The sequence below is a fragment of the Bradyrhizobium diazoefficiens USDA 110 genome, from assembly GCF_000011365.1.
GTDB lineage: Bacteria > Pseudomonadota > Alphaproteobacteria > Rhizobiales > Xanthobacteraceae > Bradyrhizobium > Bradyrhizobium diazoefficiens.
In genome coordinates this window covers 7425053-7449486 of sequence record NC_004463.1, presented here as the reverse complement: position 1 = coordinate 7449486, position 24434 = coordinate 7425053, and the positions used below count along the sequence as shown (strand labels likewise).

The window sequence follows — 24434 nt, the reverse complement described above, 5'->3', positions numbered from 1 at the left end:
AGTTGAGGCCATCAAGCCCTAGCCGACCCCGTTCCGCTTCAAGATCATCTCCATTGCCTCCGCAAAACCGTCCTGTTCGTTGGTTGCGGTGACGTGGGTGGCCCGGTCCTTGACGTCGTCGGTGGCATTGCCCATGGCGATCGAGGTGCCGCTGACGCGGAACATCGCAAGGTCGTTCTGCATGTCGCCGATGGTGGCGACCGTGTCGGTCGCGATGCCGAGGCGCTTGGCCATCGCCTCGACGAAGGTGCCCTTGTTGAAGCCGGGCGGGGTGATGTCGAGATAATAGGTCTGCGAGCGCACCGCGGTCGCCTCGCTGCCGAGCGCCTCCTGCATCGCCTTCTCGCAACGCTCGAGCCCGGCGGCGTCGGTGCTGGCACCGACGATCTTGCAGGCGCTGGCAAGGTACGGCGAGAAATCCGTCACGATGGTCGGATCGGAGCGGATGGTGTGCTGCTCATGGGCGACGTATTTACCGCCAGGGTTGTCGATCAGCCATTTGTCGGTGGTGAACAGCCAGATGTCGGCGCGGAACTCCCGGAGGATCTGCAAGGACCGCTCGACCGCGCCTGCGGGGATGAGGTGCTGCTCGACCGGCTTCATCTCGGGATCGACGATCGAGGAGCCGTTGAACGGGCCGACCGGCAGCCACAGCGCCAGCGGCTCGATCAGGAAGCGCATCCCGATGGCGGGGCGGCTGGAGGTGATGGTGAAGCCGATGCCAGCCTGGTGCAGCCGCTGCACCGCGGACCTCGCACGTTCCGTCAGCGTCTTGTCCTTGGTCAGCAGCGTGCCGTCGACGTCGGAGACCACGAGTGAGATTGGCGTCATGGCAGAACCTTGGGTATTGCGCCGCCCAGTTTCAATTGCCGCACGACGCCGTCCACGATCGCCTCGACGGTTTCGTCGATCGAGACGGTGACGACGTGCTCGCTCGCCTCCGGGGCTTCCAGCGTGTTGAACTGGCTCGTCAGCAGCCCTGGCGGCATGAAGTGGCCCTTGCGGTGCGCGAGGCGTTCGGCGATCAGCTCCTTCGTGCCCTTCAGGAAGACGAAGCGGACGTCGTCGCGCCCCCGCAGCAGTACGTCACGATAGGTGTGCTTCAGCGCCGAGCAGGCGATGATGACGTGCTTGCCGCTCTTGCAGACCCGTTCGATCTCGTCGGCGATGGCGTTGAGCCAGGGCCAGCGGTCCTCGTCGGTGAGGGGATGGCCGGCCTTCATCTTCTCGACATTGCTGGCGGGATGAAAGCTGTCGCCGTCCTCGAAGCGCCAGCCGAGCCGCTCGCCCAGCGCCTCCGCAACCGTGCTCTTGCCCGAACCCGACACGCCCATCACGATCAACGCACAAGGTGCTTCAACGCGGCCCACGAATTTCCTCCGGAAGCGCGGCCTGGTCGACCAGCCAGACGGTCTCACCATTCGAGCGCGCGCGTACAGCCGGCAGAGTCTCGCCATTGAGGAGGCGCGTCAAGATCGGCTGCTTGTCATGTCCCGCAATCTCGAACAGCATTTCGCGGCAGGACGCAAGGACGGGCAGGGTGAGGGAGACCCGCGGCACGAAGGGGGCCACATTGGCCTTGGGCACCCCGACGACCCAACGCTTGCTCTCCTCGATCTCGGGATAGCCGGGAAACAGCGAGGCGGTGTGGCCGTCCGGGCCGGCGCCCATCAAGACCAGGTCGAACAGTGGCCGGGCCGGATCGAGGCTTTCCGAACCGTAGAAGGCCTGCAGCTCGCGCGCATAGGCGGCGGCGCCTTGATCCGGGTTCTCAGTCGCGGTCGGGATCGGGTGGACATGGCCGGAGGGCGCATTGCGGTCGAGAAAGGTCGCGCGCGCGACCGCCATGTTGTTGAGGGGATCGTTCTCAGCCACGAAGCGCTCGTCGCCGATGAACCAGTGCACGCGATCCCACGGGATTTTTCCACGCCAGGAATCGCCGCCGAGCAGTTGATAGAGCTTTTTCGGGCTCGAGCCGCCGGTCAGGCAGATCGCGATACGCCCCGGATTGGCGCCAATCCGCGCCATCACCCGTTCCGCCGCGGCCTGCGCAAGGGCCTCGGCGTCGGCCGCGACAATCAGCTTCGGCTTGCCGGCCGCCGCCATCACGAAAACTTCCGCCAGCTTCGTCCGTCGCGCCGGAGCAGCTCGTCCGCGCAGGCGGGGCCGTCGCTGCCGGCTTCATAGGTCTCGATGCCGTTGGTGCCCTCGCTCTTCCAGGCGTCCAGGAACGGCTGCACCGCCTGCCATCCGGCCTCGATGCCGTCGGCGCGCTGGAACAGTATGTTGTCGCCGATCATGCAGTCGTAGATCAGCGTCTCGTAGCCGGTCGAGGGATCGACGCGGAAATAGTCGCCATAGCGGAACTTCATCTCGACGCCGTCGATGGTGATGCTCGGGCCCGGAATCTTGGCGTTGAACTGAAGCTCGATGGTCTCGGTCGGCGCGATGCCGATGGTAAGGAAGTTCTGCGACAGGCGGTCGACGTCCGTGCCCGAAAACATCGACAGCGGCGCCTGCTTGAACTTGATCGCGACTTCGGTGCGCTTGTGACCCAGCGCCTTGCCGGTGCGCAAGTAGAAGGGGACGCCGGCCCAGCGCCAATTGTCGATCATCAGCTTGAGCGCGACAAAGGTCTCGGTGGTGCTGCCGGGCTTGACGTCCTCGGTCTTGCGATAGTCCGTGATCTCCTCGTCGCCGATGCGGCCGGCGAGATATTGCGCGCGCACTGAATTCTTCAGCGCCTCTTCCCGGCTGGGCTGCTGGATCGAGGTGAGCACGTCGGCCTTCTCGGAGCGCACGGAATGCGCGTCGAAGCGGGCGGGGGGCTCCATCGCGACCAGCGACATCAGCTGGAACAGATGGTTCGGTACCATGTCGCGCAGCGCGCCGGTGGCGTCGTAGAAGCCGCCGCGATGGCCGACGCCGAGCTTCTCTTCCACCGTGATCTGGATGTGGTCGATGTGGTTGCGATTCCAGATCGGCTCGAACATGCCGTTGGCAAAGCGCAGCACCAAAATGTTCTGCACCGTCTCCTTGCCGAGATAGTGATCGATCCGGTAGATCTGGTGCTCGTCCATGATCTTCAGGAGCTCGGCGTTCAGCGCGCGTGCCGAGGCGAGATCGGTGCCGAACGGCTTTTCGATCACGAGGCGTCGCCAGGCGCCGTTCTCCTCCATCATGCCGGTGCGGCCGAGCTCGCGCGCGGTCGGCGCGAACGCGGCGGGCGGCGTTGCCAGATAGAACAGCCGGTTGCCGCCGGTGTCCTGCGCGCATTCCAGCGAATCCAGATGCTCGCGCAAGCGGTCGAAGGACGGCGAGTCCTTCGGGTCGGCCTCGACGAAGGTCAGGCATTGCAGCAGCTTCTGGGCGATATCGTCGTCCACGGGTCGCGTCGCGAACTGGCGCAGGCCCTTCAACAGGCTGCTGCGCAGCTCGTCATCCGATTGGCCCTTGCGGGCCACGCCGACGACACAGAACTTTTCCGGTAACAGGTGCTCGGCCGCGAGATTGTAGAGCGAGGGCATCACAAGGCGATGAGTAAGGTCTCCGGTCACGCCAAAGATGACGAAGGCGCAATTTTCCGGCTTGCGCTTGGCTTGCGGGTCTTTTGTCACGAATGATCGGCCTTCGCTCTGTTACTTGATACTTCGCCTTTTATTTGGGCTTCGAAGCGCCCGGCTGCTTCGGCTCCTTGTGGCCGCCGAAACCCGCGCGCATCGCGGAGAGAATTTTTTCGGCGAAGGTGTGTTCCTTGCGGGAACGGAAACGTGTGTAGAGCGCCGCGGTCAGAACTTCGGCCGGCACCGCTTCGTCGATCGCCGCATTCACGGTCCAGCGGCCTTCGCCGGAATCTTCGACGAAGCCGGAATATTCCGCCAATGCCGGGCTGTCGGCGAGCGCCGTCGAGGTGAGATCGAGCAGCCAGGACGGGATCACGCTGCCGCGCCGCCAGACTTCTGCGATGTCGGCGAGATCGAAATCGTAGCGATGGTCCGCCGGCAAGGCATCGATGTTGGCGTTCTTGAGGATGTCGAACCCTTCGGCATAGGCCTGCATCAGGCCGTATTCGATGCCGTTGTGGATCATCTTGACGAAGTGGCCGGCGCCGACGGGGCCGGCGTGGATATAGCCCTGCTCGATGCGGGGATCGCGCCCCTCACGTCCTTCCGTGCGCGGAATGTCGCCGGCGCCGGGCGCGAGCGCGGCGAAGATCGGATCGAGCCGGTCGACCACCTGTTTCTCGCCGCCGATCATCATGCAATAGCCGCGGTCGAGACCCCAGACGCCGCCGGAGGTGCCAACGTCGACATAGTGGATGCCGCGTGCCTTCAGCGCCTTGCCGCGGCGGACGTCGTCCTGCCAGAAGGTGTTGCCGCCGTCGATGATGACGTCGCCTTCCTGCATCACGCCCGCGATCGTGTCGATCGTCGTCTCGGTGATGCGTCCCGCAGGCAGCATCACCCAGGCCGTGCGCGGCCGCTCCAGCTTTGCGACGAACTCCTCCAGCGTCGCCGAGCCTACCGCGCCGTCTGCGGCAAGGCCGGCGACGGCCTTGGCGTCCTTGTCATAGACCACGGTCGAATGGCCGTGGCGCATCAGCCGGCGAACGATGTTGCCGCCCATCCGGCCGAGGCCGATCATGCCGAGTTGCATCTGAGAGATTCCCTTAATTCAGCGCGTCGTTAAGCGCCGCGTTGAGCGCCGCGAGACCCTTCTTGAGTCCGCCCTTCAGGTGGACGCGCAATGCGCGCCGCCCGCGCTCGGTGAGCACATCGAAATCGCCGCGCGCCTGCGCCGCCTTGATCACGCCGAAGCTGGCCTTCTGGCCCGGCACGGCCAGGTCCTTGGCGTCGTCAGCGGTGATCTGGAGGAACACGCCGCTGTCGGGCCCGCCCTTGTAGGCCTGTCCCGTCGAGTGCAGGAAGCGCGGTCCGAACTCGGCGCAGGTCGCGACATGGCGCTTCTCGCGCACCTCGAGCCGCATCGCCTGAAGCGCGTCGATGGTGGCCTTGTCGCGCGCGATGTAGCCGAGCAGGGCGACATAATCGCCATGGCCCGAGCGCGAGAGATGCGCCTTCAGCCAGGAAGTGAGGTCGCCGTTGGCGCCGGCGGCGCGCAGTGCCGTGGCGTTGGCCTCGTCGGTATAGAGATCGGCCTCGTCGGTGCTGACCACCGGCTGCTCCGCCGGCAGCGCGCCGGTCTTCTCGAACGACGCGGTGAGCTCGCGGGTCTTGATCTTGGCCGCTTCCACGTCCGGCTGGTCGAACGGGTTGATGCCGAGGATGCTGCCTGCCACCGCCGTCGCCATCTCGAAGCGGAAGAACTCCTGACCGAGATGGTCGATCGACTTCATCACGATGCGCACGACGGGATGGCCGGCCGCTTCGATCGCGGCAAGCTTCGAGTCATGGGCGGCGTCCGCCTCGCCCTCGGTACGGATGTCGATGAAGAAGCGGTCGTTGCCGTAAGCTGCGGCTTCGCCCAGCGGCTCGCCGTCGATCGGGATCAGGCCCTTGCCCTCCTTGCCGGTCGATTCCGCGATCAGCTGCTCGGCCCAGGCGCCGAAATCGGTGATCTTCTTCGACGACAGGATCGTCACCTTGTCACGGCCTTCGAGGCCGGCGAGGCCCATGGCAAGGCCGAGCTGCACGCCGGGATTCTCGCTTGGCGGCACGTCCGGTCCGCAGGAGCGGGCCATCGCGAGCGCATGCTTGACGAAGGTCTTGACGTCGATGCCCGCGGTCGCCGCCGGTACGAGGCCGAACGGCGAGAGCACCGAATAGCGGCCGCCGATCGAGGGCTCGCCGTGGAAGATGCGGGCGTAGTTCAGCGTCTTGGCCGATTTCTCCAGCGACGAGCCGGGATCGGTCACCGCGATGAAGCGGTGGCCGGTCTTCACCTTGGGGCCGACCGCCTGCGCGACGCGGTCGTGGAAATAGTCCTTCATCGCGTTCGGCTCGGTGGTGCCGCCGGACTTGCTGGACACGATGAACACGGTGTTGGCGATGTCGATCTTCGCTTCCATCGCCCGCACCTGGGCGGGATCCGTGGAATCGAGCACATGCAGCTTCGGAAAGCCTGACTTTCGCGCAAAGGTCTCGGCCAGCACCTCGGGCCCGAGGCTCGATCCGCCCATGCCGAGCACGACCGCATCGGAGAATTTCTGGCCCTTCACGCGGCTCGCATAGTCCTCGTAGTCGGCGACGTCGGCCTTGGCGGCGCTGTCGAGCCAGCCGAGCCATTTGTCCTCGTCGGCCCCGGTCCAGACCGATTTGTCACGCTGCCACAGCCTGCGGATCTTGGCCGACGCGCGCCATTCCTCGGTGCTCTTCGCCACCGCCTTACCGAGCCCGTCGCCGAGCGACAACTGCTGGCGGTCGAGCGCGGGCCCGAGCACGGTGGCGCGCTTGTGCGCAACGGCGCCGTAGAGCTTGTCGGCGGCGTCGGCGAACAGCTTGACGCCATCCTTGACCAGCTCTTCGGTGATCGCGTCGAGCGAGACGCCGGAGCGCTCCAGCTCCTCCAGCACGCGCCTTGCGTCGTCGATGTTCTCTTCCAGGCTGTCGCGCGGCTTGCCGTGGTCGCGGAACGCATCCAGCGTCGCCGGCGGCACGGTATTGATGGTGTCGGGGCCGATCAGCTCCTCGACATAGAGGACGTCGCTGTAATCCTTGTTCTTGGTGCCGGTCGAGGCCCACAGCATGCGCTGCGGCTTGGCGCCCCTGGCGGCGAGCTTGTCCCAGCGGGAACCGGAGAACAGGCGCTTGTAATCCTGGTAGGCGACCTTGGCGTTGGCGATGGCGACCTTGCCCTTCAGCGCGGCAAGCCGTTCCTTCTCGCTGGGGTCGTTGGCGCGCGCGATCTTCTCGTCGAGCTGCTTGTCGACCACCGAGTCGATCCGGCTGACGAAGAAGCTCGCGACGCTCGCGACATGCGACGGATCGCCGCCGCCCGCGACGTATTTCTCGAGGCCGGCGAGATAGGCCTCCGCGACCTGGAGGTAGACGTCCCTGGAGAACAGCAGCGTGATGTTGATGCTGATGCCCTCGCCGATGAGCGTCTCGATCGCTGGCAGGCCTTCCGGCGTCGCCGGCACCTTAACCATCAGGTTCTTGCGGTTGACGTCCTTCCAGAGCCGCCGTGCCTCGGCGACCGTCCCGGTGGTGTCCATCGCAAGATAGGGCGAGACCTCCAGGCTGACATAGCCGTCGCCCCCCTTGAGGCGGTCATAGACCGGGCGGAGCACGTCGGCGGCGTTCTGGATGTCCTCGACCGCGACGGCTTCGAACAGGTCGGCCACGCTCCGGTCGCCGCGCTTCAGCGCCTTGCCGATCGGGGCGTCGTACTCGTCCGAACTGCCGATCGCCTTCTCGAAGATCGACGGATTGGAGGTGACGCCCTTGACGCCGTCGGTGTCGATCAGCCGCTTGAGGTCGCCCTTGGCGATGAAGCCACGGGCCAGGAAGTCCAGCCAGACGGCTTGTCCGTGCTTTTCCAGTTCTTTGACGGGATTCATGATACTTATTTATCTCCAAGCCTGCGGGCGAGGGGTTTCCGCGCCGGTCCTGACGCGCTATCCTCTAGCTTAGATGCTCCCGGGAGGGAACCAATCAAGGGAATAGGCGTCATACCCTCCAGTGTAACTCCGTCGCGATCATGGCGATCCAGGCGGGTGCGGCCGTGTTGCGTAAAAAGTCGCTGGCCGGGGAGGTTCGGTCGAGGTCTCGTTGCGTAACGTCTGCCGGCCGCTGCACAGAGTGCATCGGCGGATTCCGATCCGCCTGATGCTTCATCGCCCGGTCGCGAATGGCCATGCTGGGGGAAGGCATGCACGCACATCCTGACGGCCCACCGCTCGCCGTCACCGACGGATCGCAATCAGTCGTGCCGGCCGTAGGTATCGACGCGGCCCACGATCTCGAAATCAACCCATGCACGACGTATCTGCGGCTGCTGGTCGCGGCGGGCTTTGCGATGACCCTGCTCAGCGCCGGCCTTGCCGTCGACTGGTGGGACGGCCTCGGCGACTACGACACGACGGTCGGCTATGCCGGCGTCGCGGTGTTCGGCCTGGTCACCAGCCGGCTGATCTGGATGCTCCCCGCCGAACGCGGGCCGGTGGTGATCGTCACCCCCTATGGCATCCGCGATCTCCGCATCGGCAATGAATTTCTGCTGTGGGAGTCGATTGCGGAGGTTTCGACCGAGGAGCGGCGCGGCCGCAAGACGATCGTGCTGACGCCGACGCCGGGCTTGCAGCGGCAGCTCTCCTGTATCCGCGCCAACATCCGGTCGACGTCGCGCGGCGTGCAGGACGATCGCATCATCATACGCCCCGACGGACTGGCGACCGATTTTGACACATTGCTGCGCGCCTGCCGCGACTGTCATGCCGCCAGCGATTCACGCACCGCATTGCGGCGGGACTGCGATCAAGGCGCGGAAGGCTCGGGTTCGGTCTCACAAGGCTTGGCCGCACAAGCGTCATAAAGCTGCCGCCGGCTGACGGCTATGCTGCACCGCCGGATAGGCTGATCCCCGGTAACGCCCGGATGTTGCGGCCGAGTGACATTTGCTGGAAATGAGCGAAGATATACATAGATTCGCATAAATAACAGGCAGGTGCCTGTTCGTAACTCACCTGGTTGCCTACGTTGTGCGTTGCGTCGAGTCGGCCCCCGGGTGTCCAATGATCGTCATGTGCTCACGCTGATTCGAAACGGCCTGAGGAACGGTCCGGTAACTGCTTTCGTTTCAGCTTGTAGCGGAACTCACGCGGAGAGGGATCATGTACAACGATTCTCTATTCAACGCTTTCGCTCGGTCGTTCGAGGCGAGAAGCCAGCACGACATGTCGATGGCGGAATATCTGGAATCGTGTCGAAGCGATCCCATGAAATACGCGAACGCGGCCGAACGACTGCTAGCAGCGATCGGTGAACCCCAGACGATTGACACGGCCAAGGACCCACGCCTTGGCCGTATTTTTTTGAACCGCACCATCCGTACCTATCCGGCCTTCGCCGGCTTCTACGGCATGGAAGAAACCATCGAGCGCATCGTTGGTTTCTTCCGGCACGCGGCGCAGGGCCTGGAGGAGCGCAAGCAGATCCTCTATCTGCTCGGCCCCGTCGGCGGCGGCAAATCCTCGCTCGCCGAGCGGCTGAAGTCGCTGATGGAAGTGCATCCGATCTACGTGCTCAAGGCCGGCGACGAACTCTCGCCCGTGTTCGAGAGCCCGCTCAGCCTGTTCGATCCCGATCAGCTCGGGCCGATGCTGGAGGAGAAATACGGCATTCCGCGCCGGCGCCTCACCGGATTGATGAGCCCGTGGTGCTACAAGCGGCTTGAGGCCTTCGGCGGCGACATTTCCCAGTTCCGGGTTGCAAAAATCCAGCCGTCGCGGCTGCGCCAGATCGCGATTGCCAAGACCGAGCCCGGTGACGAGAACAACCAGGACATCTCCTCGCTGGTCGGCAAGGTCGACATCCGCAAGCTCGAGACCTACGCGCAGAACGACCCCGACGCCTACAGCTATTCCGGCGGTCTCAACCGCGCCAATCAGGGTATCCTCGAATTTGTCGAGATGTTCAAGGCGCCGATCAAGATGCTGCACCCGCTGCTCACGGCGACGCAGGAAGGCAACTACATCGGCACCGAGAACATCGGTGCGATCCCGTTCACCGGCATCATCCTCGCGCACTCCAACGAGGCGGAGTGGGCGAGCTTCAAGGCCAACAAGAACAACGAAGCCTTCATCGACCGCATCTGCGTGATCAAGGTGCCCTATGTCCTGCGGGTCACGGAAGAGCAGAAGATCTACGAGAAGCTGATCCAGGGCTCCGAGCTGGCGTCGGCGCCGTGTGCGCCGTCGACGCTGGAGACGATGGCGCGTTTCTCGGTGATGTCGCGCCTGCGCAAGCACGAGAATTCCACCGTGTTTGGCAAGATGCGGGTCTACGACGGTGAGAGCCTGAAGGAATCCGATCCGAAGGCGCGCAGCGTCCAGGAATATCGCGATGCCGCCGGCGTCGACGAGGGCATGGACGGCGTCTCCACGCGCTTTGCCTTCAAGATCCTGGCTGCAACCTTCAACCACGATCCGCAGGAGGTCGCCGCCGACGCCGTGCATCTGATGTACGCGCTGGAGCAGTCGATCAAGCGCGAGCAGCTGCCCGAGGAAGTCGAGAAACGGTACCTCGAATTCATCAAGGCGGACCTCGCGCCGCGCTATGCCGAGTTCATCGGAAACGAGATCCAGAAAGCCTATCTCGAATCCTACTCGGATTACGGCCAGAACCTGTTCGATCGCTACGTCGACTATGCCGATGCCTGGATCGAGGACCAGGACTTCAAGGATCCCGATACGGGACAGCTCCTGGATCGCGAATTGTTGAACCAGGAACTGACCAAAATCGAGAAGCCGGCGGGCATCGCCAACCCCAAGGATTTCCGCAACGAGGTGGTCAAATTCTCGTTACGGTCGCGGGCCCAGAACGGCGGCAAGAATCCGACCTGGACCTCCTACGAGAAGATTCGCGACGTGATCGAAAAGCGGATATTCTCCCAGGTCGAGGACCTGCTTCCGGTCATCTCCTTCGGGTCGAAGAAGGACGGCGAGACGGAGAAGAAGCACGGCGAGTTCGTCGCACGCATGGTGGAGCGCGGCTACACCGAGCGTCAGGTTCGCCGGCTCGTCGAATGGTATATGCGTGTGAAGCAGGCCGGTTGAGGCGGATGGAAAAGTGCCCATTCACATTATTGACAGGCGCCTGAATCCAGGCGGCAAGAGTCTTGAGAACCGCCAGCGGTTCTTGCGTCGGGCCAAATCCCTGGTGCAGGGCGCCGTCAAGAAGACCTCGCAGGAACGCGACATCAAGGACGTCCTGGAGGGTGGTGAGGTCACGATCCCGCTCGACGGGATGCATGAGCCGCGTTTCCGCCGCGAAGGCGGAACGCGCGACATGGTGTTGCCCGGAAACAAGAAGTTCGTCGAGGGCGACTATCTGCAGCGTTCCGGCCAGGGCAGCGCCAAGGATTCCGGTCCCGGCGAAGGCGACAGCGAGGACGCCTTCCGCTTCGTGCTGAGCCGCGACGAATTCGTCGATCTCTTCCTCGACGACCTCGAGCTGCCGGATCTTGCCAAGCGCAAGATCGCGCAGACCGAGAGCGAGGGCATCCAGCGCGCCGGCTACACCACGTCGGGCTCGCCCGCCAACATCTCGGTGAGCCGGACGGTGAAGCTCGCGCTCGCCCGCCGCATCGCGCTCAAGCGTCCCCGCAAGGACGAGATCGAAGAGCTCGAAGCCGCAATCGCGGCATGCACCGACGAGGACGAGCGTGTGGTGCTTCTCGCCGAGCTGGAAAAGCTGATGGCGAAGACGAAGCGGATTCCGTTCATCGATCCGCTCGACATCCGCTACCGCCGCTTCGAGACGGTGCCGAAGCCGGTCGCGCAGGCCGTGATGTTCTGCCTGATGGACGTCTCCGGCTCGATGTCCGAGCACATGAAGGATCTCGCCAAACGCTTCTACATGCTGCTCTACGTGTTCCTGAAGCGCCGCTACAAGCACGTCGAGATCGTCTTCATCCGCCACACCGACCGCGCCGAGGAGGTGGACGAGCAGACCTTCTTCTACGGCCCGGCCTCCGGCGGCACGCTGGTCTCCAGCGCGCTCCAGGCGATGCACGACATCGTGCGCGAGCGCTTCAATCCATCGGACTGGAATATCTACGCAGCGCAGGCCTCCGACGGCGACAACTCCTATTCCGACGGCGAGCTCACTGGGCTTCTGCTGACCGACAAGATCCTGCCGGTCTGCCAGTTCTTTGCCTATCTCGAGGTCGGCGAGTCCGGCGGCAGCGCCTTCGATCTCTCCGACTCCTCGCTCTGGACCCTCTATGAGCGCCTGCGCAACAGCGGCGCACCGCTCTCGATGCGCAAGGTCAGCGAGCGCAGCGAGATCTTCCCGGTGTTCCACGACCTGTTCCAGCGCCGCGAAACCTCTCAGGAGAAAGCCGCTCCATGACGGAAAGATTGTTCGAAGGCGCGGATTGGGACTTCCACACCTTGCAGCGCATCACCGATGCCTGTGAGGAGGTGGCGAAGAACGATCTCGGGCTCGACGTCTATCCGAACCAGATCGAGGTCATCACCGCCGAGCAGATGCTGGATGCCTACTCGTCGGTCGGCATGCCCCTGTTCTACAAGCACTGGTCCTTCGGCAAGCACTTCGCGTACCACGAGGCCTCCTACCGCAAGGGCCTGATGGGCCTCGCCTATGAGATCGTGATCAACTCCTCGCCCTGCATCTCCTATCTGATGGAGGAGAATACGGCGACGATGCAGACGCTGGTGATCGCGCACGCCGCCTTCGGCCACAATCACTTCTTCAAGAACAACTATCTGTTCAAGCAGTGGACCGACGCCGACGGCATTCTGGACTATCTCGATTTCGCCAAGAACTACGTCATGCAGTGCGAGGAGCGCTACGGCCGCGCCGAGGTCGAGCGTACGCTCGATGCCGCGCACGCGCTGATGTCGCACGGCATCGACCGCTACCCGGGCAAGAAGAAGCTCGACCTGCGCGCCGAGGAGAAGCGGGCAGGGCGTCGCCGCCAGCACGAGGAGGAGGTCTTCAACGACCTCTGGCGCACCGTGCCGGCGGGGAAGAGCAAGAGCCGTTCCGCGCTCAGCGTCGAGCGGCGCCGCAAGCTGCTCGGCCTGCCGCAGGAAAACCTGCTCTACTTCCTGGAAAAGAGCGCGCCGCGGCTGGCGCCCTGGCAGCGCGAATTGCTGCGCATCGTCCGCCACATCGCGCAATATTTCTATCCGCAGAGCCAGACCAAGGTGATGAACGAGGGGACGGCGACCTACGTCCACTATCGCATCATGACCAAGCTGCACCAGCAGGGCCGCATCACCGACGGCAACTTCCTCGAATTCCTGGGATCGCACACCAACGTGGTGTTCCAGCCCGAATTCGACGATCCGCGCTTCTCCGGCTTCAATCCCTACGCGCTCGGCTTCGCCATGATGCAGGACATCGAGCGCATCGTCACCAGCCCGTCGGACGAGGACCGCGAGTGGTTCCCTGACATCGCCGGCAAGAACGACGTGATGGGCGTGCTGCGCGACGTCTGGGCCAACTACCGCGACGAGAGCTTCATCGGCCAGTTCCTGAGCCCGAAGCTGATGCGGCAGCTGCGCATGTTCCATCTGCACGACGACCCCGAGGAGCGTGCCGGCATCCGCGTCGATGCCATTCACGACGAGCGCGGCTTCCGCCGCGTCCGGCGCGAGCTGGCGCGGCAGCACGATGTCGGCTACATCGACGCCAATATCGAGGTGGTCGACGTCGATCTCTCCGGCGACCGCCGGCTGATCCTGCATCACCACGTCATCAAGGGCGCACAGCTCAACGAGACCGACGCCAAGCGCGTGCTCCAGCATCTGGCGGACCTCTGGACCTACGACGTCGCGCTGATCGAGGTCGATGCCAACGACAAGGTCCTGCGTGAATATGTCGTGAGCCCGCGCCCGATCCCGGCGGCGGTGGCCTGAGGCGCCGGCAACTTCTGGCGCTTGACGATGAGTCCCTACTAGTGCGCCGACGAAGGTGCGTTCCCTCCCCCACAAGGGGGGAGGGAACGGAGAGAGCGTTGCCTTGCCCTGGCCAGACTCGATTTGACCTCAGCTCATCACGCTTTCGTCTTCGCTGGCTTCTTCTTCACCTTGGACGCGTTCAGGGCCACGGCTGCGCGGATCAGCGCCTTCAGCGCTTTCTCGTTGATTTTCTCGCCTTCGCGAATATCGATCGCGCGCCGCACATTGCCGTCGAGGCTGGAATTGAACAGGCCGGCCGGGTCATCGAGCGCCGCACCCTTTGCAAAGGTCAGCTTCACGACGGCCTTGTAGGTTTCGCCGGTGCAGATGATGCCGTCGTGCTCCCACACGGGAACGCCGCGCCACTTCCATTCCTCGACCACGTCAGGGTCGGCGTCCTTGATCAGGGCGCGAATCCGCCCGAGCATCTCGCCGCGCCAGTCGCCGAGCTCCTTGATCCTGCCGTCGATCAACTTGGACGCCGACGCTCCGTCCGCGTCCTTCGGGCTGCTTGTCTTCATCGCGGCGGCCTTCTTCATGACCTCGCCTCGCGCTGCATGCCGCTGCGCCGGTCAAGATAGGGCAGCGCGAACAGATACAGCCCGGTCGCGAGCAGCGGGATCAGCGGGACGAGCGCCAGGAAACCGATCCACACGGCCTGGATCTGCATGGTCATCGCGACGATGTTCGCGATGACGGCGAGCGTGAAGGCGATGGACAGCCAGCGATGGATTTGTCGAATGTTCAACGAGACCTCCTTTGCAATGGTCGGAATGGATGTACGCCGCCGGCTCAATCCGGTCGCGCCAGCAGCTCGTCCAGCTTGGTGAGAAACTGCTTCCAGCCGGCATGCGCGCCGCCATAGGCCTGCTTCTGCGTCGGGCTGAAGCCCGCCTGCTCGACGCGCAGATGCGTGCCCGCATTCGTCGGTGTCAGCGTGAAGGTGACGACGCTTCGCAAGTCGAACGCCGCATCCTCATGCGCGAAATTCCAGGTGTAGGCGAGCGTCTTCTGCGGCTCGATGGTGAGCACCTCGCAGTCCAGCACGCCGCCCCATTCGCCGCGAAGATTGAAGCGATGGCCGACTGACGGCTTGAAGTCGTTCTTCATCAGCCATTCCTCGATCAGGTGCGGCTGTGTCAGCGCGCGCCAGATCCGCTCGGCCGGAAAGGCAAATTCGCGCTCGATGACGACGGCGCGGGTCTCGCTCGAGGTTTCGGTCATTGGTCCATCCTCTTCAGGAGATCGTCGAGTGCGTCGAGCCGGTTCTGCCAGAACCCGGCCATCTGGCTGGTCCAGTCGAGCAGCGGATTGAGCGCACCGGGCTGGGCGCTGTAATGGGTCTGGCGTCCTTCATGGCGGTCGCGCACGAGGCCGGCCTGCTTCAGCGCGCCGAGATGTTTCGAGACCGCCGGCTGGGAAACGCCCGACCGTGCCGTCAGTGCCCCGACCGTCTGCTCGCCCTCGCGGCACAACCGCTCGAAGATCGCCCGCCGGGTCGGATCGGCGAGCGTCCTGAACAGGAGGTCGGGAGCGGTGGACATGCAAATTCCATAACCATTCAGTTATGGATCAATTCATAACCGCAGGGTTATGGGTAAGTCAAGCGTGTTTGGGGCTATTGGATTTCGGTACCGGCCGCAGGCTCCGCTGCACCTCTCCCGCTTGCGGGAGAGGTCGGCGCAAAGCGCCGGGTGAGTGTTCTCTCCTCTTGGGGGGTCTCGATCGCGGAGACACCCTCTCCCCAGCTCTCCCCCCGCGAGCGGGGGAGGGAGCGCACCTTTTTCGTGGCAACAGCAGTGCTCTAAGGCCGCAGATAGAGATATCCCTGCGACTGGAGCTCGGCCAGGCGGACCACGCCGCCTTTCTCCGCGCTGACGAAGCCCGGCAGCAGATCCGTCAGCGTGACGTTCTGCGCCTTCATCGTGTTGCCGCAGGCCGCGAGCTCGACGCCGTCCTTGGAGAACTCGCCGACGCGCTTGCTGACATCGGGGTTGGCCTGCGCCGAGTGAAACGCCTTCAGCGCCGGCCCGTGGATCACCAGCGCGATCGTGACGTGCTCGGGGCCGCCGACGCCGTCGATGTGGTTCTGGATGTTGCCGAGCACGAAATTGACCTTCTCGGCGTCGCTGAGGTGATAGACGACCTTGAGCCTGTTCGACGGCGGAGCCTCGGTCGCGGCCTGTGCGCGGGAGGCGCCGAGCGCCGCACCTAGCGCTGAAACGGCGCTCCACAGGATGTTCCGGCGGTTCATGGCGATCTCCCTCGGCTGCGCCCGAATTTGCCGGACACATATCACTTGTGGCGGAGCGCGGCGAGTTCCTTGCGGTCGGTCACCAGCGAGGCGCACTCGCCGTTGTCGGTGCGGTCGAGGCGGAAAATCTTGTCGTCGGCGCCGGCGACCAGCGATTGCTCGGCCTCGTCATCCGGCTTGTTGTTCTGCCAGACCCTGACCTGTTCGAGCCGAATGATGGCGGACCTGTTGTCCTTGGACAGCGCCACTTCGATGCCGCCGCCTTCGCAGTCGACCCCGCAGCCCATGCGGACTTCGTCGCCCTCCTTGAGAAGCACCGCGTGGCTGCCGCATGACCCGCTGGAGTCGAAATCGCCGCTGCGATGGCGATAGCGGAAGCCCAGGCGGAAGGAATTGTGGAGTTGCTTGTCCTCCTTGTCGGTTTCCGCGGAGATCAGCAGCTTCATCGACGCGACCTTCTGCTTGGGATGCCGCGCCAGGTGCTCGGCATCGTAGCGGCGGACGAAGCAGGCATAGGCCTTGTCACCCGGCGCCCCCGCATAGATTCGGGCCGTGAAGGCGTCGGCTTCGGCTTTTGTGGTTTCCCGGACTTTATCGGCCTCGTCGGCGTGGGCGAGGCCGGTGAATGCGGCAAGGACAAGCGGCAGGAGGAGGGCAAGCTTCATGGTCGCACCGAACGCGTGAGCCGTTGACGGCCCGCGGCGGGACGGTCAGGGCCGATTGGCCGTTAGTCGCGGGCGGAAAGCGTTGCGTTCAAGCGTTCCTGGCCGCACGCCTCGCGGGCAGCCTCGCGCAAGGTTCCCGCTGTAACAATTTGGAAGGAGGGGGTTGGTAAGCCCCTGGTTGTTGCAGATGACTGGTGGCGGTCAAAATGTCCATAAGTCAGAACTTGCCCAACCTTGCGATCGGCTATTCCCTTGCGCGGCTGTTCAAGTTGCTGGGAGCCAGCCTGCTGGCGACGCTGCTGTGCGGCGCGCTCGCATTCAGCTGGCACTATGGCAAGGACATCGCCACGATCCAGATCGCGCTCAGCTATTTCGGCATCGTGTTTTTCGGCCTGACCACCTGCAAGACGCTCTCGACATTGATCTCCGCCAGGGAGCCGGTCCTCTTCATCACCCGTATCGGCATTCGCGACACCAGGATCGCCGATGACACCATCTCGTGGAGATCGGTGAGGGACATATCGATCTTTCGGTATCGCAGCCAGAAGATCGTCGTTCTTCAGGTCGATCCTCTTCTTGCCGGGCGGTTCGAAGGCGGCTTTCTGAAGCGCGTCTTGTCGCTGCTGAACAAGCCCATTGGCGCGGACGGCGTGCTCGTCACGGGCGGCCTGACCATGGACGGCGAAACGCTGTTCGAGACCTGCAAGCAATACTGGACGGCCGGCCGGTTGGCATATTCGGGTCGCGCCGCAGCTGAGCCCGAGCCTGTCCATTAAAGCCCGATGTGTCTTGGCTGAACCAGTGGCGGACTTCGTCGCCCTGAGTGAGAAGCACCGCGTGGCTGCCGCACGACCCGCTGGAGTCGAAATCGCCGCTGCGATGGCGATAGCGGAAGCCCAGGCGGGCCGTTAGTCGCAGGGTAAGCGCGGCGCGTTCACGTTCGCTCCTCCCAGACATCGTCATCATTGGACCGACATGAGATGGATGTTCCGAGCGGTGCTTTAGTCGCTGGTTGGGCCAGAAGGGTTCAAGGTCCTCGCTCCCTGGAACTCGATGTCGCGAGTCCTTCGACATTGTCCCAGTTTGTCAATGTGATAGCCTTCACAGACGATTGCTTCTCGAAATCGTAGGGTGGGGCGGCCTTTGTAAGTTTGTGGAGTCCCCGCGCAATGGGCGAAATTCGCAACTTCAGATCCGGGAATCAGAACGAGCCGCCTTCGCACGGCGCCATGCCTCGTCGTCTCGCAGCAATCATTGTCGGTGACATCGCTTCCTACAGCCGCTTGATGCAGGCCGACGAGGAAGGCACGCATGTCCGCGTCAAGCGGATTGAGCGGGACCTCATCGAGCCCAGTATCGTCGAGCACCATGGAAGCCTGGTGAAGACGACGGGCGACGGCTTCATCGCTATCTTCGATAGCCCTGTTGAGGCCGTTCGCTGCAGCATCGTCATCCAGCAGAATCTCATCGGCCGCAATGCCTCGCTTCCGAAGCACTCCCGGATCGAGTACCGAATTGGCGTCAATCTCGGCGATGTCATCATCGAGCCGGACGACGTTTACGGCGATGGCGTCAACATCGCCACGCGTATCGAGGGCATTGCCGAGCCCGGTCAGGTCTACATCTCGGGCGCGATCTACGAGCAGATCAAGCACAAGGTGGTGTGCGGCTACGAGGCCCTTGGCGACCGCAAGGTGAAGAACATCACCGACCCCGTACGCATCTATCGCGTCCTGCCCGACGCAGATGCCGTCGGCGGGACGCGAGGCCGGCGCGAGAATACCTTGATCTTTCTCCTCAGCTTGACGTTGCTGGTCAGCGCAGCCGGCGTGCTCTGGTATCTTCTGGCGCAGCCGCCCGGCAAGGGAAGCGAGCAGGCCGCCACGCCGACTGCCTCTCCGGTCGCATCTCCTGTCCAGCAGCCTCCGGCGCGCGAATCGGCCGTGCCGACGCCGCAACCGTCGCCCTCGTTGGCTTCACCTGCGCCGCCGGCACCGACGCCGACGCCCAGCCAATCGCCGACGCCCGCCAGCGAGCCGGACATGACCGCCATTCGCGGCGGTAGCTTCACGATGGGAAGCAACGACGATCCGACCGAACGCCCTGTTCACCAGGTCGCGATCAAGCCATTCTCGATCGGCAAATACCCTGTAACGGTGCGGGAGTGGAATGAATGCGCCGCCGCAAAGGCGTGTGGCTTTACGGCGATCGGGAAGGACGACGCCCCCGTCACGAATGTAAGCTGGACCGATGCCCAGCAATATGCGGCCTGGCTGGCGCAGGCGACGAAGAAGCCGTACCGGCTTCCGAGCGAAGCGGAATGGGAATATGCGGCGCGCGGCGGAACGCAGAGCAAATATTGGTGGGGCGACAAGCTCCAGCCGGGCATGGCCGGGTGCAAGGATTGCGGTGACGCAGCCGCCGAGCAGCCGTCGAAGGTCGGCAGCTTCAAACCCAATCCATTTGGACTCTACGATATGGGCGGCGGCGTCGATCAGTGGGTCGCCGATTGCTGGCACAGGACTTATCAAGGCGCGCCCAATGACGGTTCGGCATGGAGCGGTGGGGACTGCAGTTCGCACGTCCTGCGCTCGGGCTCCTGGAAGAACGATTCGAGATACGTGCGGCCGTCCAACCGCGACGGCTACGATACCAATGTTCGTTACCCGACGCATGGATTCCGCGTCGCGCTCGGTCCTTGAGTGCAGGAGTAGATCCGATGCAAATCCTTCGCTGCGTTGCGCTGTCGGCGGTGCTCACATTGCTCCCGGGCGTGGCCTTCTCGCAGGGTAAGGCTGCTCCAAAGGACGCAAAGGTTTATTTCATCACCCCGTATGACGGGCAAAGGGTGCGCGCCGGTTTCCTGGTCCGGTTCGGCTTGCGCAACATGGGCGTGACGCATGCCGGCGACGACTACCAGAACGCCGGCCATCATCATTTGCTGGTCGACGTCAGCGACCCCATCGATCCGAAGGAGCCGATCCCGCAGGACAAGTCGCATCTGCATTTCGGGGCAGGGCAGACCGAAACATTTCTCGAGCTTCCGCCCGGGACCCATACCCTTCAACTGGTGCTGGGCGACGCGAAGCACTATCCGTTCGAGCCGCCTGTCGTGTCGGACAAGATCACCGTGCGCGTCAGGCCGCTGCCTCAGCGCGGCAGATGATCACCGCAGGCTGGCGTTGAACTTGTCCAGGGCCGCCGAGCCCGGGCACAGCGTGTCCGCTTCCAGCGTATTGAGCGGCGTCTCGACCGTGTTGAGATGCGCGTGCAGGTCTTCCGCGTCGGGATCGACATAGAGCAGGCCGGTCACGATCTGGCCCTTGGCGGCGTGCTTCGCGAGGAAGGTCTGGGCGCCGAGCCGGTCATGCGGATCGTAGTCCGCGTCGATCTTGCGCAGCGCGATCTTGCTGCCGTCATGCTGCTCGACCAATTGCACCGTGCCCGGCGCATAGTCCACGGCGATCGGATCGCGACCGACCAGCACGTCGAGCCGGTTCACCGCGTCGTTGTGCTCGCGGACATAGTCAAAGCTCTTGGTCGAGCCGGCATGGTTGTTGAAGGCGATGCAGGGGCTGATGACGTCGATGAAGGACGCGCCCTTGTGGCGGATCGCGGCCGCGATCAGCGGCACGAGCTGGGTCTTGTCGCCGGAGAACGAGCGCGCCACGAAGGTTGCGCCCAGTTGCAGCGCGATCGCCACGAGGTCGATGGCGTTGTCGGTGTTGGTCACGCCCTTCTTGGACTTCGAGCCGCGGTCGGCGGTCGCCGAGAACTGGCCCTTGGTGAGGCCGTAGACGCCGTTGTTCTCGACGATATAGGTCATGTTGACGGCGCGCCGGATCGAATGCGCGAACTGGCCGAAGCCGATCGAGGCGGAATCGCCGTCGCCGGACACGCCGAGATAGATCAGGTCGCGATTGGCGAGGTTGGCGCCGGTCAGCACGCTGGGCATGCGGCCGTGCACAGAGTTGAAGCCGTGCGAATTGCCGAGGAAATAGTCCGGCGTCTTCGACGAGCAGCCGATGCCGGAGATCTTCGCCACCCGGTGCGGCTCGATCGACAGCTCATAGCAGGCCTCGATGATCGAGGCCGTGATCGAATCGTGGCCGCAGCCGGCGCACAGCGTCGAGATCTTGCCCTCGTAGTCGCGATGGGTGTAGCCGAGCTCGTTCTTCTTGAGGCCCGGATGATGGAATTTCGGCTTGGCAATATAGGTCATGATACGGCCTTGCGGAGCGGGGTCACCTTGAGTTGATCCTGGTGATCGCCAATGGCTTTTGCGATGAAACGGGCGGTGATTGGTGAGCCGTCGTAATGCACGATCGGCACGAGGCGGACGGGATCGATGCCGTTCTCGTTGACGATGAGCTGGCGGAGCTGGCTGTCGCGGTTCTGCTCGACCACGTAGACGAAATCGTGCTCGGCGAGGAAGCTCGCCACGCTCGAGTGGAACGGGAAGGCACGGATGCGCAGGCGATCAAGCTGATGCCCGCGTGCCTCGAGCAATCCGATCGCCTCGTCCATCGCGGGGGAGGTGGACCCGAAATAGATCACGCCATATTTGGTCGGCCGTTCCGCATTGGCCTGCAGCGGCCGCGGCACGAGGTCCTGCGCGGTCTCGAACTTGCGCACCAGGCGCTGCATGTTGTCGGCGTAGACCGGGCCTTCCTCGGAGTAGCGCGCATAGCGATCCCGGGACGTACCGCGGGTAAAATAGGAGCCCTTGGTCGGATGCGTGCCGGGATAGGTGCGGTAGGGGATGCCGTCGCCGTCGACGTCGAGATAGCGGCCGAAGTCGCGGCCTTCCTCCAGCATCTCCGCGGTCATGATCTTGCCGCGGTCATACTGCCGCGCATCGTCCCACTTCAGCGGACGGCAGAGGCGGTGGTTCATGCCGATGTCGAGGTCGAGCATCAGGAAGATCGTGGTTTGCAGCCGCTCGGCGAGATCGAAGGCTGCGGCCGCGAACTCGAACGCCTCCGCCGGATCTTCCGGGAACAGCAGCACATGCTTGGTGTCGCCGTGCGAAGCATAGGCGCAGGCGATGATGTCGCATTGCTGGGTGCGGGTCGGCATGCCCGTCGAAGGCCCGGCGCGCTGGATGTTCATGATCACGGCCGGGATCTCGGCAAAATATGAAAGGCCGATGAACTCGGTCATCAGCGAGATGCCGGGGCCGGAGGTCGCGGTGAAGGCGCGGGCGCCGTTCCAGGAGGCGCCGATCACGATGCCGATCGAGGCAAGCTCGTCCTCGCCCTGCACGATGGCGTATTTCGCCTTCCCGGTCTCGGGATCGTGCCGGTACTTCTTGCAATGGGCGGTGAAGGCTTCCGCCACCGACGAGGACGGTGTGATCGGATACCACGCGCACACCGTGGCGCCGCCATAGACGGCGCCGAGCGCGGCGGCGCTGTTGCCCTCGATGAAGATGCGGTCGCCCACCTTGTCGGACTTCTTCACCCGCAGCCCGATCGGGCATTTCAGGTTCTGCAAGGCCCAGTCGCGGCCGAGATGCAGCGCGTGGACGTTGGAGGAGAGCAGCTTCTCCTTGCCCTTGTACTGCTCGCCGATCAGCTGCTCGATCAGCTTCGCGTCCATGTCGAGCAGCGCCGAGAGCGCGCCGAGATAGATGATGTTCTTGAATAGCTGGCGCTGGCGCGGATCGGTGTAGGTCGAGTTGGTGATCGCGGTGAGCGGCACGCCGATCACGGTGATGTCGTCGCGGAATTTCGTCGACGGCATCGGCTTGGTGGAATCGTAGAACAGATAGCCGCCGGGCTCGATACCGGCGACGTCCTTGTCCCAGGTCTGCGGGTTCATCGCCACCATCATGTCGACGCCGCCGCGGGCGCCGAGATGGCCGTCCTCCGTCACCCGCACCTCGTACCAGGTCGGCAGGCCCTGGATGTTGGAGGGGAAGATGTTGCGCGGAGAGACCGGCACGCCATGGCGCAGGATCGCGCGCGCGAACATCTCGTTGGCGCTGGCCGAGCCCGAGCCGTTGACGTTGGCGAAGCGGACGACGAAGTCGTTTACGCTGCTGATCGGCTTTTTGTCGGACATGCTGAACCTGCGTGAGTCATTTCGATCAAATATTTCTGCATGTCCCAGGCTCCGGTGGGACAACGCTCGGCACACAGCCCGCAATGCAGGCAGACATCCTCGTCCTTCACCATCACGCGTCCGGTCTTGAGATCGGAGGACACGTAAAGATCCTGGTCGGGGTGCAGCGACGGCGCCTTCAGTCGCTGGCGCAGATCGGGTTCCTCGCCATTCTCGGTGAAGGTGATGCAGTCCATCGGGCAGATGTCGACGCAGGCGTCGCACTCGATGCAGAGCGAGGTCGAGAACACCGTCTGCACGTCGCAGTTCAGGCAGCGATGGGCTTCGCCGAGCGCGAGCTTGACATCGTAGCCGAGCTCGACCTCGGTGCGGATGTCCTTCAGCGCGATCACCTTGTCGCGGTGCGGCACCTTGAAGCGCTTGTCGACGGAGATGTCGTTGTCATAGCTCCATTCGTGGATGCCCATCTTCTGCGAGGAGACGTGCACCTCCGGCAGCGGCCGCTCGGTGATGTCCTCGCCCGACAGCAGTCTGTGGATCGACAGCGCGGCGTCATGGCCCTGCGCCACCGCCCAGATGATGTTCTTCGGGCCGAAAGCGGCATCGCCGCCGAAGAACACCTTTGGGTTGGTCGAGACGAAGGTCTTGGGGTCGACCTGCGGCATATTCCACTTGTCGAACGCGATGCCGCAGTCGCGCTCGATCCAGGGGAAGGCGTTCTCCTGGCCGACCGCGACCAGCACGTCGTCGCAGGGAATGGTCTGCTCGGGGTCGCCCGAAGGCACCAGGTTGCGGCGGCCTTTGGCGTCGTATTCGGCTTTGACGTGCTGGAAGGTGACGCCGATGAGCTTGCCGGCGACATGCTTGAATGCCACCGGCACCATGTAGTTGAGGATCGGAATATCCTCGTGGATCGCGTCCTCCTTCTCCCACGGCGAGGCCTTCATCTCCTCAAAGCCGGAGCGCACGATCACCGTGACTTTCTCGCCGCCGAGGCGGCGCGCGGTGCGGCAGCAATCCATCGCGGTGTTGCCGCCGCCGAGCACGATCACGCGCTTGCCGATCTTGTCGGTGTGACCGAACGAAACGGAGGACAGCCAGTCGATGCCGATATGGATGTTGGCGGCGGCCTCCTTGCGGCCGGGAATGTCGAGCTCGCGGCCGCGCGGCGCGCCGGAGCCGACGAAGATCGCGTCGTACTTCTCCGTGAGCAGCGCCTTCATGCTCTCGATGCGGTGACCGCCTTTGAACTCGACGCCGAGATTGAGGATATAGCCGGTCTCCTCGTCGATCACGGAATTGGGCAACCGGAACTTCGGGATCTGCGAGCGCATCATGCCGCCGGCTTCCGGATCGGCATCGAACACGGTGCAGTGATAGCCGAGCGGCGCCAGATCGCGCGCCACCGTCAGCGAGGCCGGACCGCCGCCGACCAGCGCGACGCGCTTGCCGTTCTTCGGCGAAGGGCGCGGCAGGCGCTGCGTGATGTCGTCCTTGAAGTCGGCTGCGACGCGCTTGAGGCGGCAGATCGCGACCGGTGTTTCCTCGACGCGTCCGCGGCGGCACGCCGGCTCGCATGGACGATCGCAGGTGCGTCCCAGAATGCCGGGAAACACGTTCGATTTCCAATTGATCATGTAGGCGTCGCTGTAGCGGCCTTGGGCGATCAGTCGGATGTATTCGGGAACCGGGGTGTGTGCAGGACAGGCCCACTGACAGTCGACCACTTTGTGAAAGTAGTCGGGGGCCGCGATATCGGTCGGTTTCATTCCTACCCTGTCCGCGCAGGCCCAAAGACCCGGCGGCCTCTTCTGAGCTTGGCGAACGCTTAACGCGCGTC

General features: G+C 63.9%; 22 protein-coding genes. 7 read left to right on the top strand and 15 right to left on the bottom strand.

The genetic code is table 11. From position 1 onward, the window contains the following. Positions 1-18: 18 nt before the first annotated feature. The 6 genes from BJA_RS34270 to BJA_RS34245 are packed head-to-tail and all read right to left on the bottom strand — an operon-like array spanning position 19 to position 7519. Positions 19-831, bottom strand: coding sequence for a Cof-type HAD-IIB family hydrolase (locus BJA_RS34270; protein WP_011089502.1), 813 nt, complete (start codon positions 829-831; stop codon positions 19-21). Continuing rightward, complete coding sequence (locus BJA_RS34265) at positions 828-1370, bottom strand: gluconokinase (RefSeq protein ID WP_011089501.1); 543 nt, start codon at positions 1368-1370, stop codon at positions 828-830. Before BJA_RS34265 ends, BJA_RS34270 begins: the two co-directional genes overlap by 4 nt. Beyond that, the gene (gene pgl / locus BJA_RS34260) at positions 1357-2106 is read right to left on the bottom strand and encodes a 6-phosphogluconolactonase (protein ID WP_028174545.1); all 750 of its coding nucleotides are present in this window, start codon (positions 2104-2106) and stop codon (positions 1357-1359) included. Before pgl ends, BJA_RS34265 begins: the two co-directional genes overlap by 14 nt. Continuing rightward, a complete protein-coding gene (gene zwf, locus BJA_RS34255; RefSeq protein WP_011089499.1) occupies positions 2106-3617 on the bottom strand; it encodes a glucose-6-phosphate dehydrogenase in 1512 nt (503 codons plus the stop codon). The genes pgl and zwf overlap by 1 nt, the downstream gene beginning before the upstream one ends. Before the next feature lie 40 nt (positions 3618-3657). Beyond that, complete coding sequence (gnd, locus tag BJA_RS34250) at positions 3658-4656, bottom strand: phosphogluconate dehydrogenase (NAD(+)-dependent, decarboxylating) (protein ID WP_011089498.1); 999 nt, start codon at positions 4654-4656, stop codon at positions 3658-3660. 13 nt (positions 4657-4669) lie between these two features. After that, positions 4670-7519 (bottom strand): bifunctional transaldolase/phosoglucose isomerase, encoded by a 2850-nt coding sequence (locus tag BJA_RS34245; protein ID WP_011089497.1) that lies wholly within the window; start codon positions 7517-7519, stop codon positions 4670-4672. Positions 7520-7809: 290 nt separating this feature from the next. On the opposite strand from BJA_RS34245, the gene BJA_RS34240 reads away from it, so the two are divergent. The 4 genes from BJA_RS34240 (at position 7810) to BJA_RS34225 (ending at position 13567) form a co-directional block, all read left to right on the top strand. After that, positions 7810-8493 (top strand): STM3941 family protein, encoded by a 684-nt coding sequence (locus tag BJA_RS34240; RefSeq protein WP_011089496.1) that lies wholly within the window; start codon positions 7810-7812, stop codon positions 8491-8493. Between the two features lie 298 nt (positions 8494-8791). Next, positions 8792-10735: a PrkA family serine protein kinase gene (locus tag BJA_RS34235; RefSeq protein ID WP_011089495.1), complete on the top strand. Its 1944-nt coding sequence runs from the start codon at positions 8792-8794 to the stop codon at positions 10733-10735. Between the two features lie 19 nt (positions 10736-10754). Then, on the top strand, positions 10755-12032 hold the full coding sequence (locus BJA_RS34230; RefSeq protein ID WP_028174548.1) for a YeaH/YhbH family protein: 1278 nt from the start codon (positions 10755-10757) through the stop codon (positions 12030-12032). Continuing rightward, positions 12029-13567 carry a SpoVR family protein gene (locus tag BJA_RS34225; protein WP_011089493.1) on the top strand — a complete coding sequence of 513 codons (1539 nt, stop codon included), beginning with the start codon at positions 12029-12031 and terminating at the stop codon, positions 13565-13567. Before BJA_RS34230 ends, BJA_RS34225 begins: the two co-directional genes overlap by 4 nt. 137 nt (positions 13568-13704) lie before the next feature. Here BJA_RS34225 and BJA_RS34220 read toward each other — a convergent pair whose 3' ends face one another. The 6 genes from BJA_RS34220 to BJA_RS34195 form a co-directional block, all read right to left on the bottom strand. After that, positions 13705-14148 (bottom strand): DUF1801 domain-containing protein, encoded by a 444-nt coding sequence (locus tag BJA_RS34220; RefSeq protein ID WP_011089492.1) that lies wholly within the window; start codon positions 14146-14148, stop codon positions 13705-13707. Further along, positions 14145-14357: a hypothetical protein gene (locus tag BJA_RS34215; protein WP_011089491.1), complete on the bottom strand. Its 213-nt coding sequence runs from the start codon at positions 14355-14357 to the stop codon at positions 14145-14147. Before BJA_RS34215 ends, BJA_RS34220 begins: the two co-directional genes overlap by 4 nt. 44 nt (positions 14358-14401) lie before the next feature. Then, positions 14402-14833, bottom strand: a complete 432-nt coding sequence (locus tag BJA_RS34210; protein ID WP_011089490.1) for an SRPBCC family protein — start codon at positions 14831-14833, stop codon at positions 14402-14404. After that, the gene (locus BJA_RS34205; protein ID WP_011089489.1) at positions 14830-15153 is read right to left on the bottom strand and encodes an ArsR/SmtB family transcription factor; all 324 of its coding nucleotides are present in this window, start codon (positions 15151-15153) and stop codon (positions 14830-14832) included. Before BJA_RS34205 ends, BJA_RS34210 begins: the two co-directional genes overlap by 4 nt. A 260-nt stretch (positions 15154-15413) precedes the next feature. Beyond that, positions 15414-15863 (bottom strand): DsrE family protein, encoded by a 450-nt coding sequence (locus tag BJA_RS34200; protein WP_028174550.1) that lies wholly within the window; start codon positions 15861-15863, stop codon positions 15414-15416. A 41-nt stretch (positions 15864-15904) separates the two neighbouring features. After that, positions 15905-16528 (bottom strand): hypothetical protein, encoded by a 624-nt coding sequence (locus BJA_RS34195; RefSeq protein ID WP_011089487.1) that lies wholly within the window; start codon positions 16526-16528, stop codon positions 15905-15907. Positions 16529-16734: 206 nt separating this feature from the next. Between BJA_RS34195 and BJA_RS34190 the strand changes: the two genes are divergently transcribed. The 3 genes from BJA_RS34190 (at position 16735) to BJA_RS34180 (ending at position 19694) form a co-directional block, all read left to right on the top strand. Beyond that, positions 16735-17304, top strand: coding sequence for an STM3941 family protein (locus BJA_RS34190; protein WP_028174552.1), 570 nt, complete (start codon positions 16735-16737; stop codon positions 17302-17304). Between the two features lie 393 nt (positions 17305-17697). Beyond that, on the top strand, positions 17698-19230 hold the full coding sequence (locus BJA_RS34185) for an SUMF1/EgtB/PvdO family nonheme iron enzyme (RefSeq protein ID WP_011089485.1): 1533 nt from the start codon (positions 17698-17700) through the stop codon (positions 19228-19230). Positions 19231-19247: 17 nt separating this feature from the next. Continuing rightward, the gene (locus tag BJA_RS34180; protein ID WP_028174554.1) at positions 19248-19694 is read left to right on the top strand and encodes a DUF4399 domain-containing protein; all 447 of its coding nucleotides are present in this window, start codon (positions 19248-19250) and stop codon (positions 19692-19694) included. Here the strand turns inward: BJA_RS34180 and BJA_RS34175 are convergent, their stop codons facing one another. From BJA_RS34175 to BJA_RS34165, 3 genes are read right to left on the bottom strand one after another with little or no spacing between them, the layout of a single operon-like run. Further along, complete coding sequence (locus BJA_RS34175; RefSeq protein WP_011089483.1) at positions 19695-20750, bottom strand: 2-oxoacid:ferredoxin oxidoreductase subunit beta; 1056 nt, start codon at positions 20748-20750, stop codon at positions 19695-19697. Next, a complete protein-coding gene (locus BJA_RS34170; RefSeq protein WP_028174555.1) occupies positions 20747-22594 on the bottom strand; it encodes a 2-oxoacid:acceptor oxidoreductase subunit alpha in 1848 nt (615 codons plus the stop codon). The genes BJA_RS34175 and BJA_RS34170 overlap by 4 nt, the downstream gene beginning before the upstream one ends. Further along, positions 22564-24363 carry an FAD-dependent oxidoreductase gene (locus BJA_RS34165; protein WP_011089481.1) on the bottom strand — a complete coding sequence of 600 codons (1800 nt, stop codon included), beginning with the start codon at positions 24361-24363 and terminating at the stop codon, positions 22564-22566. The genes BJA_RS34170 and BJA_RS34165 overlap by 31 nt, the downstream gene beginning before the upstream one ends. Between the last annotated feature and the right edge of the window lie 71 nt (positions 24364-24434).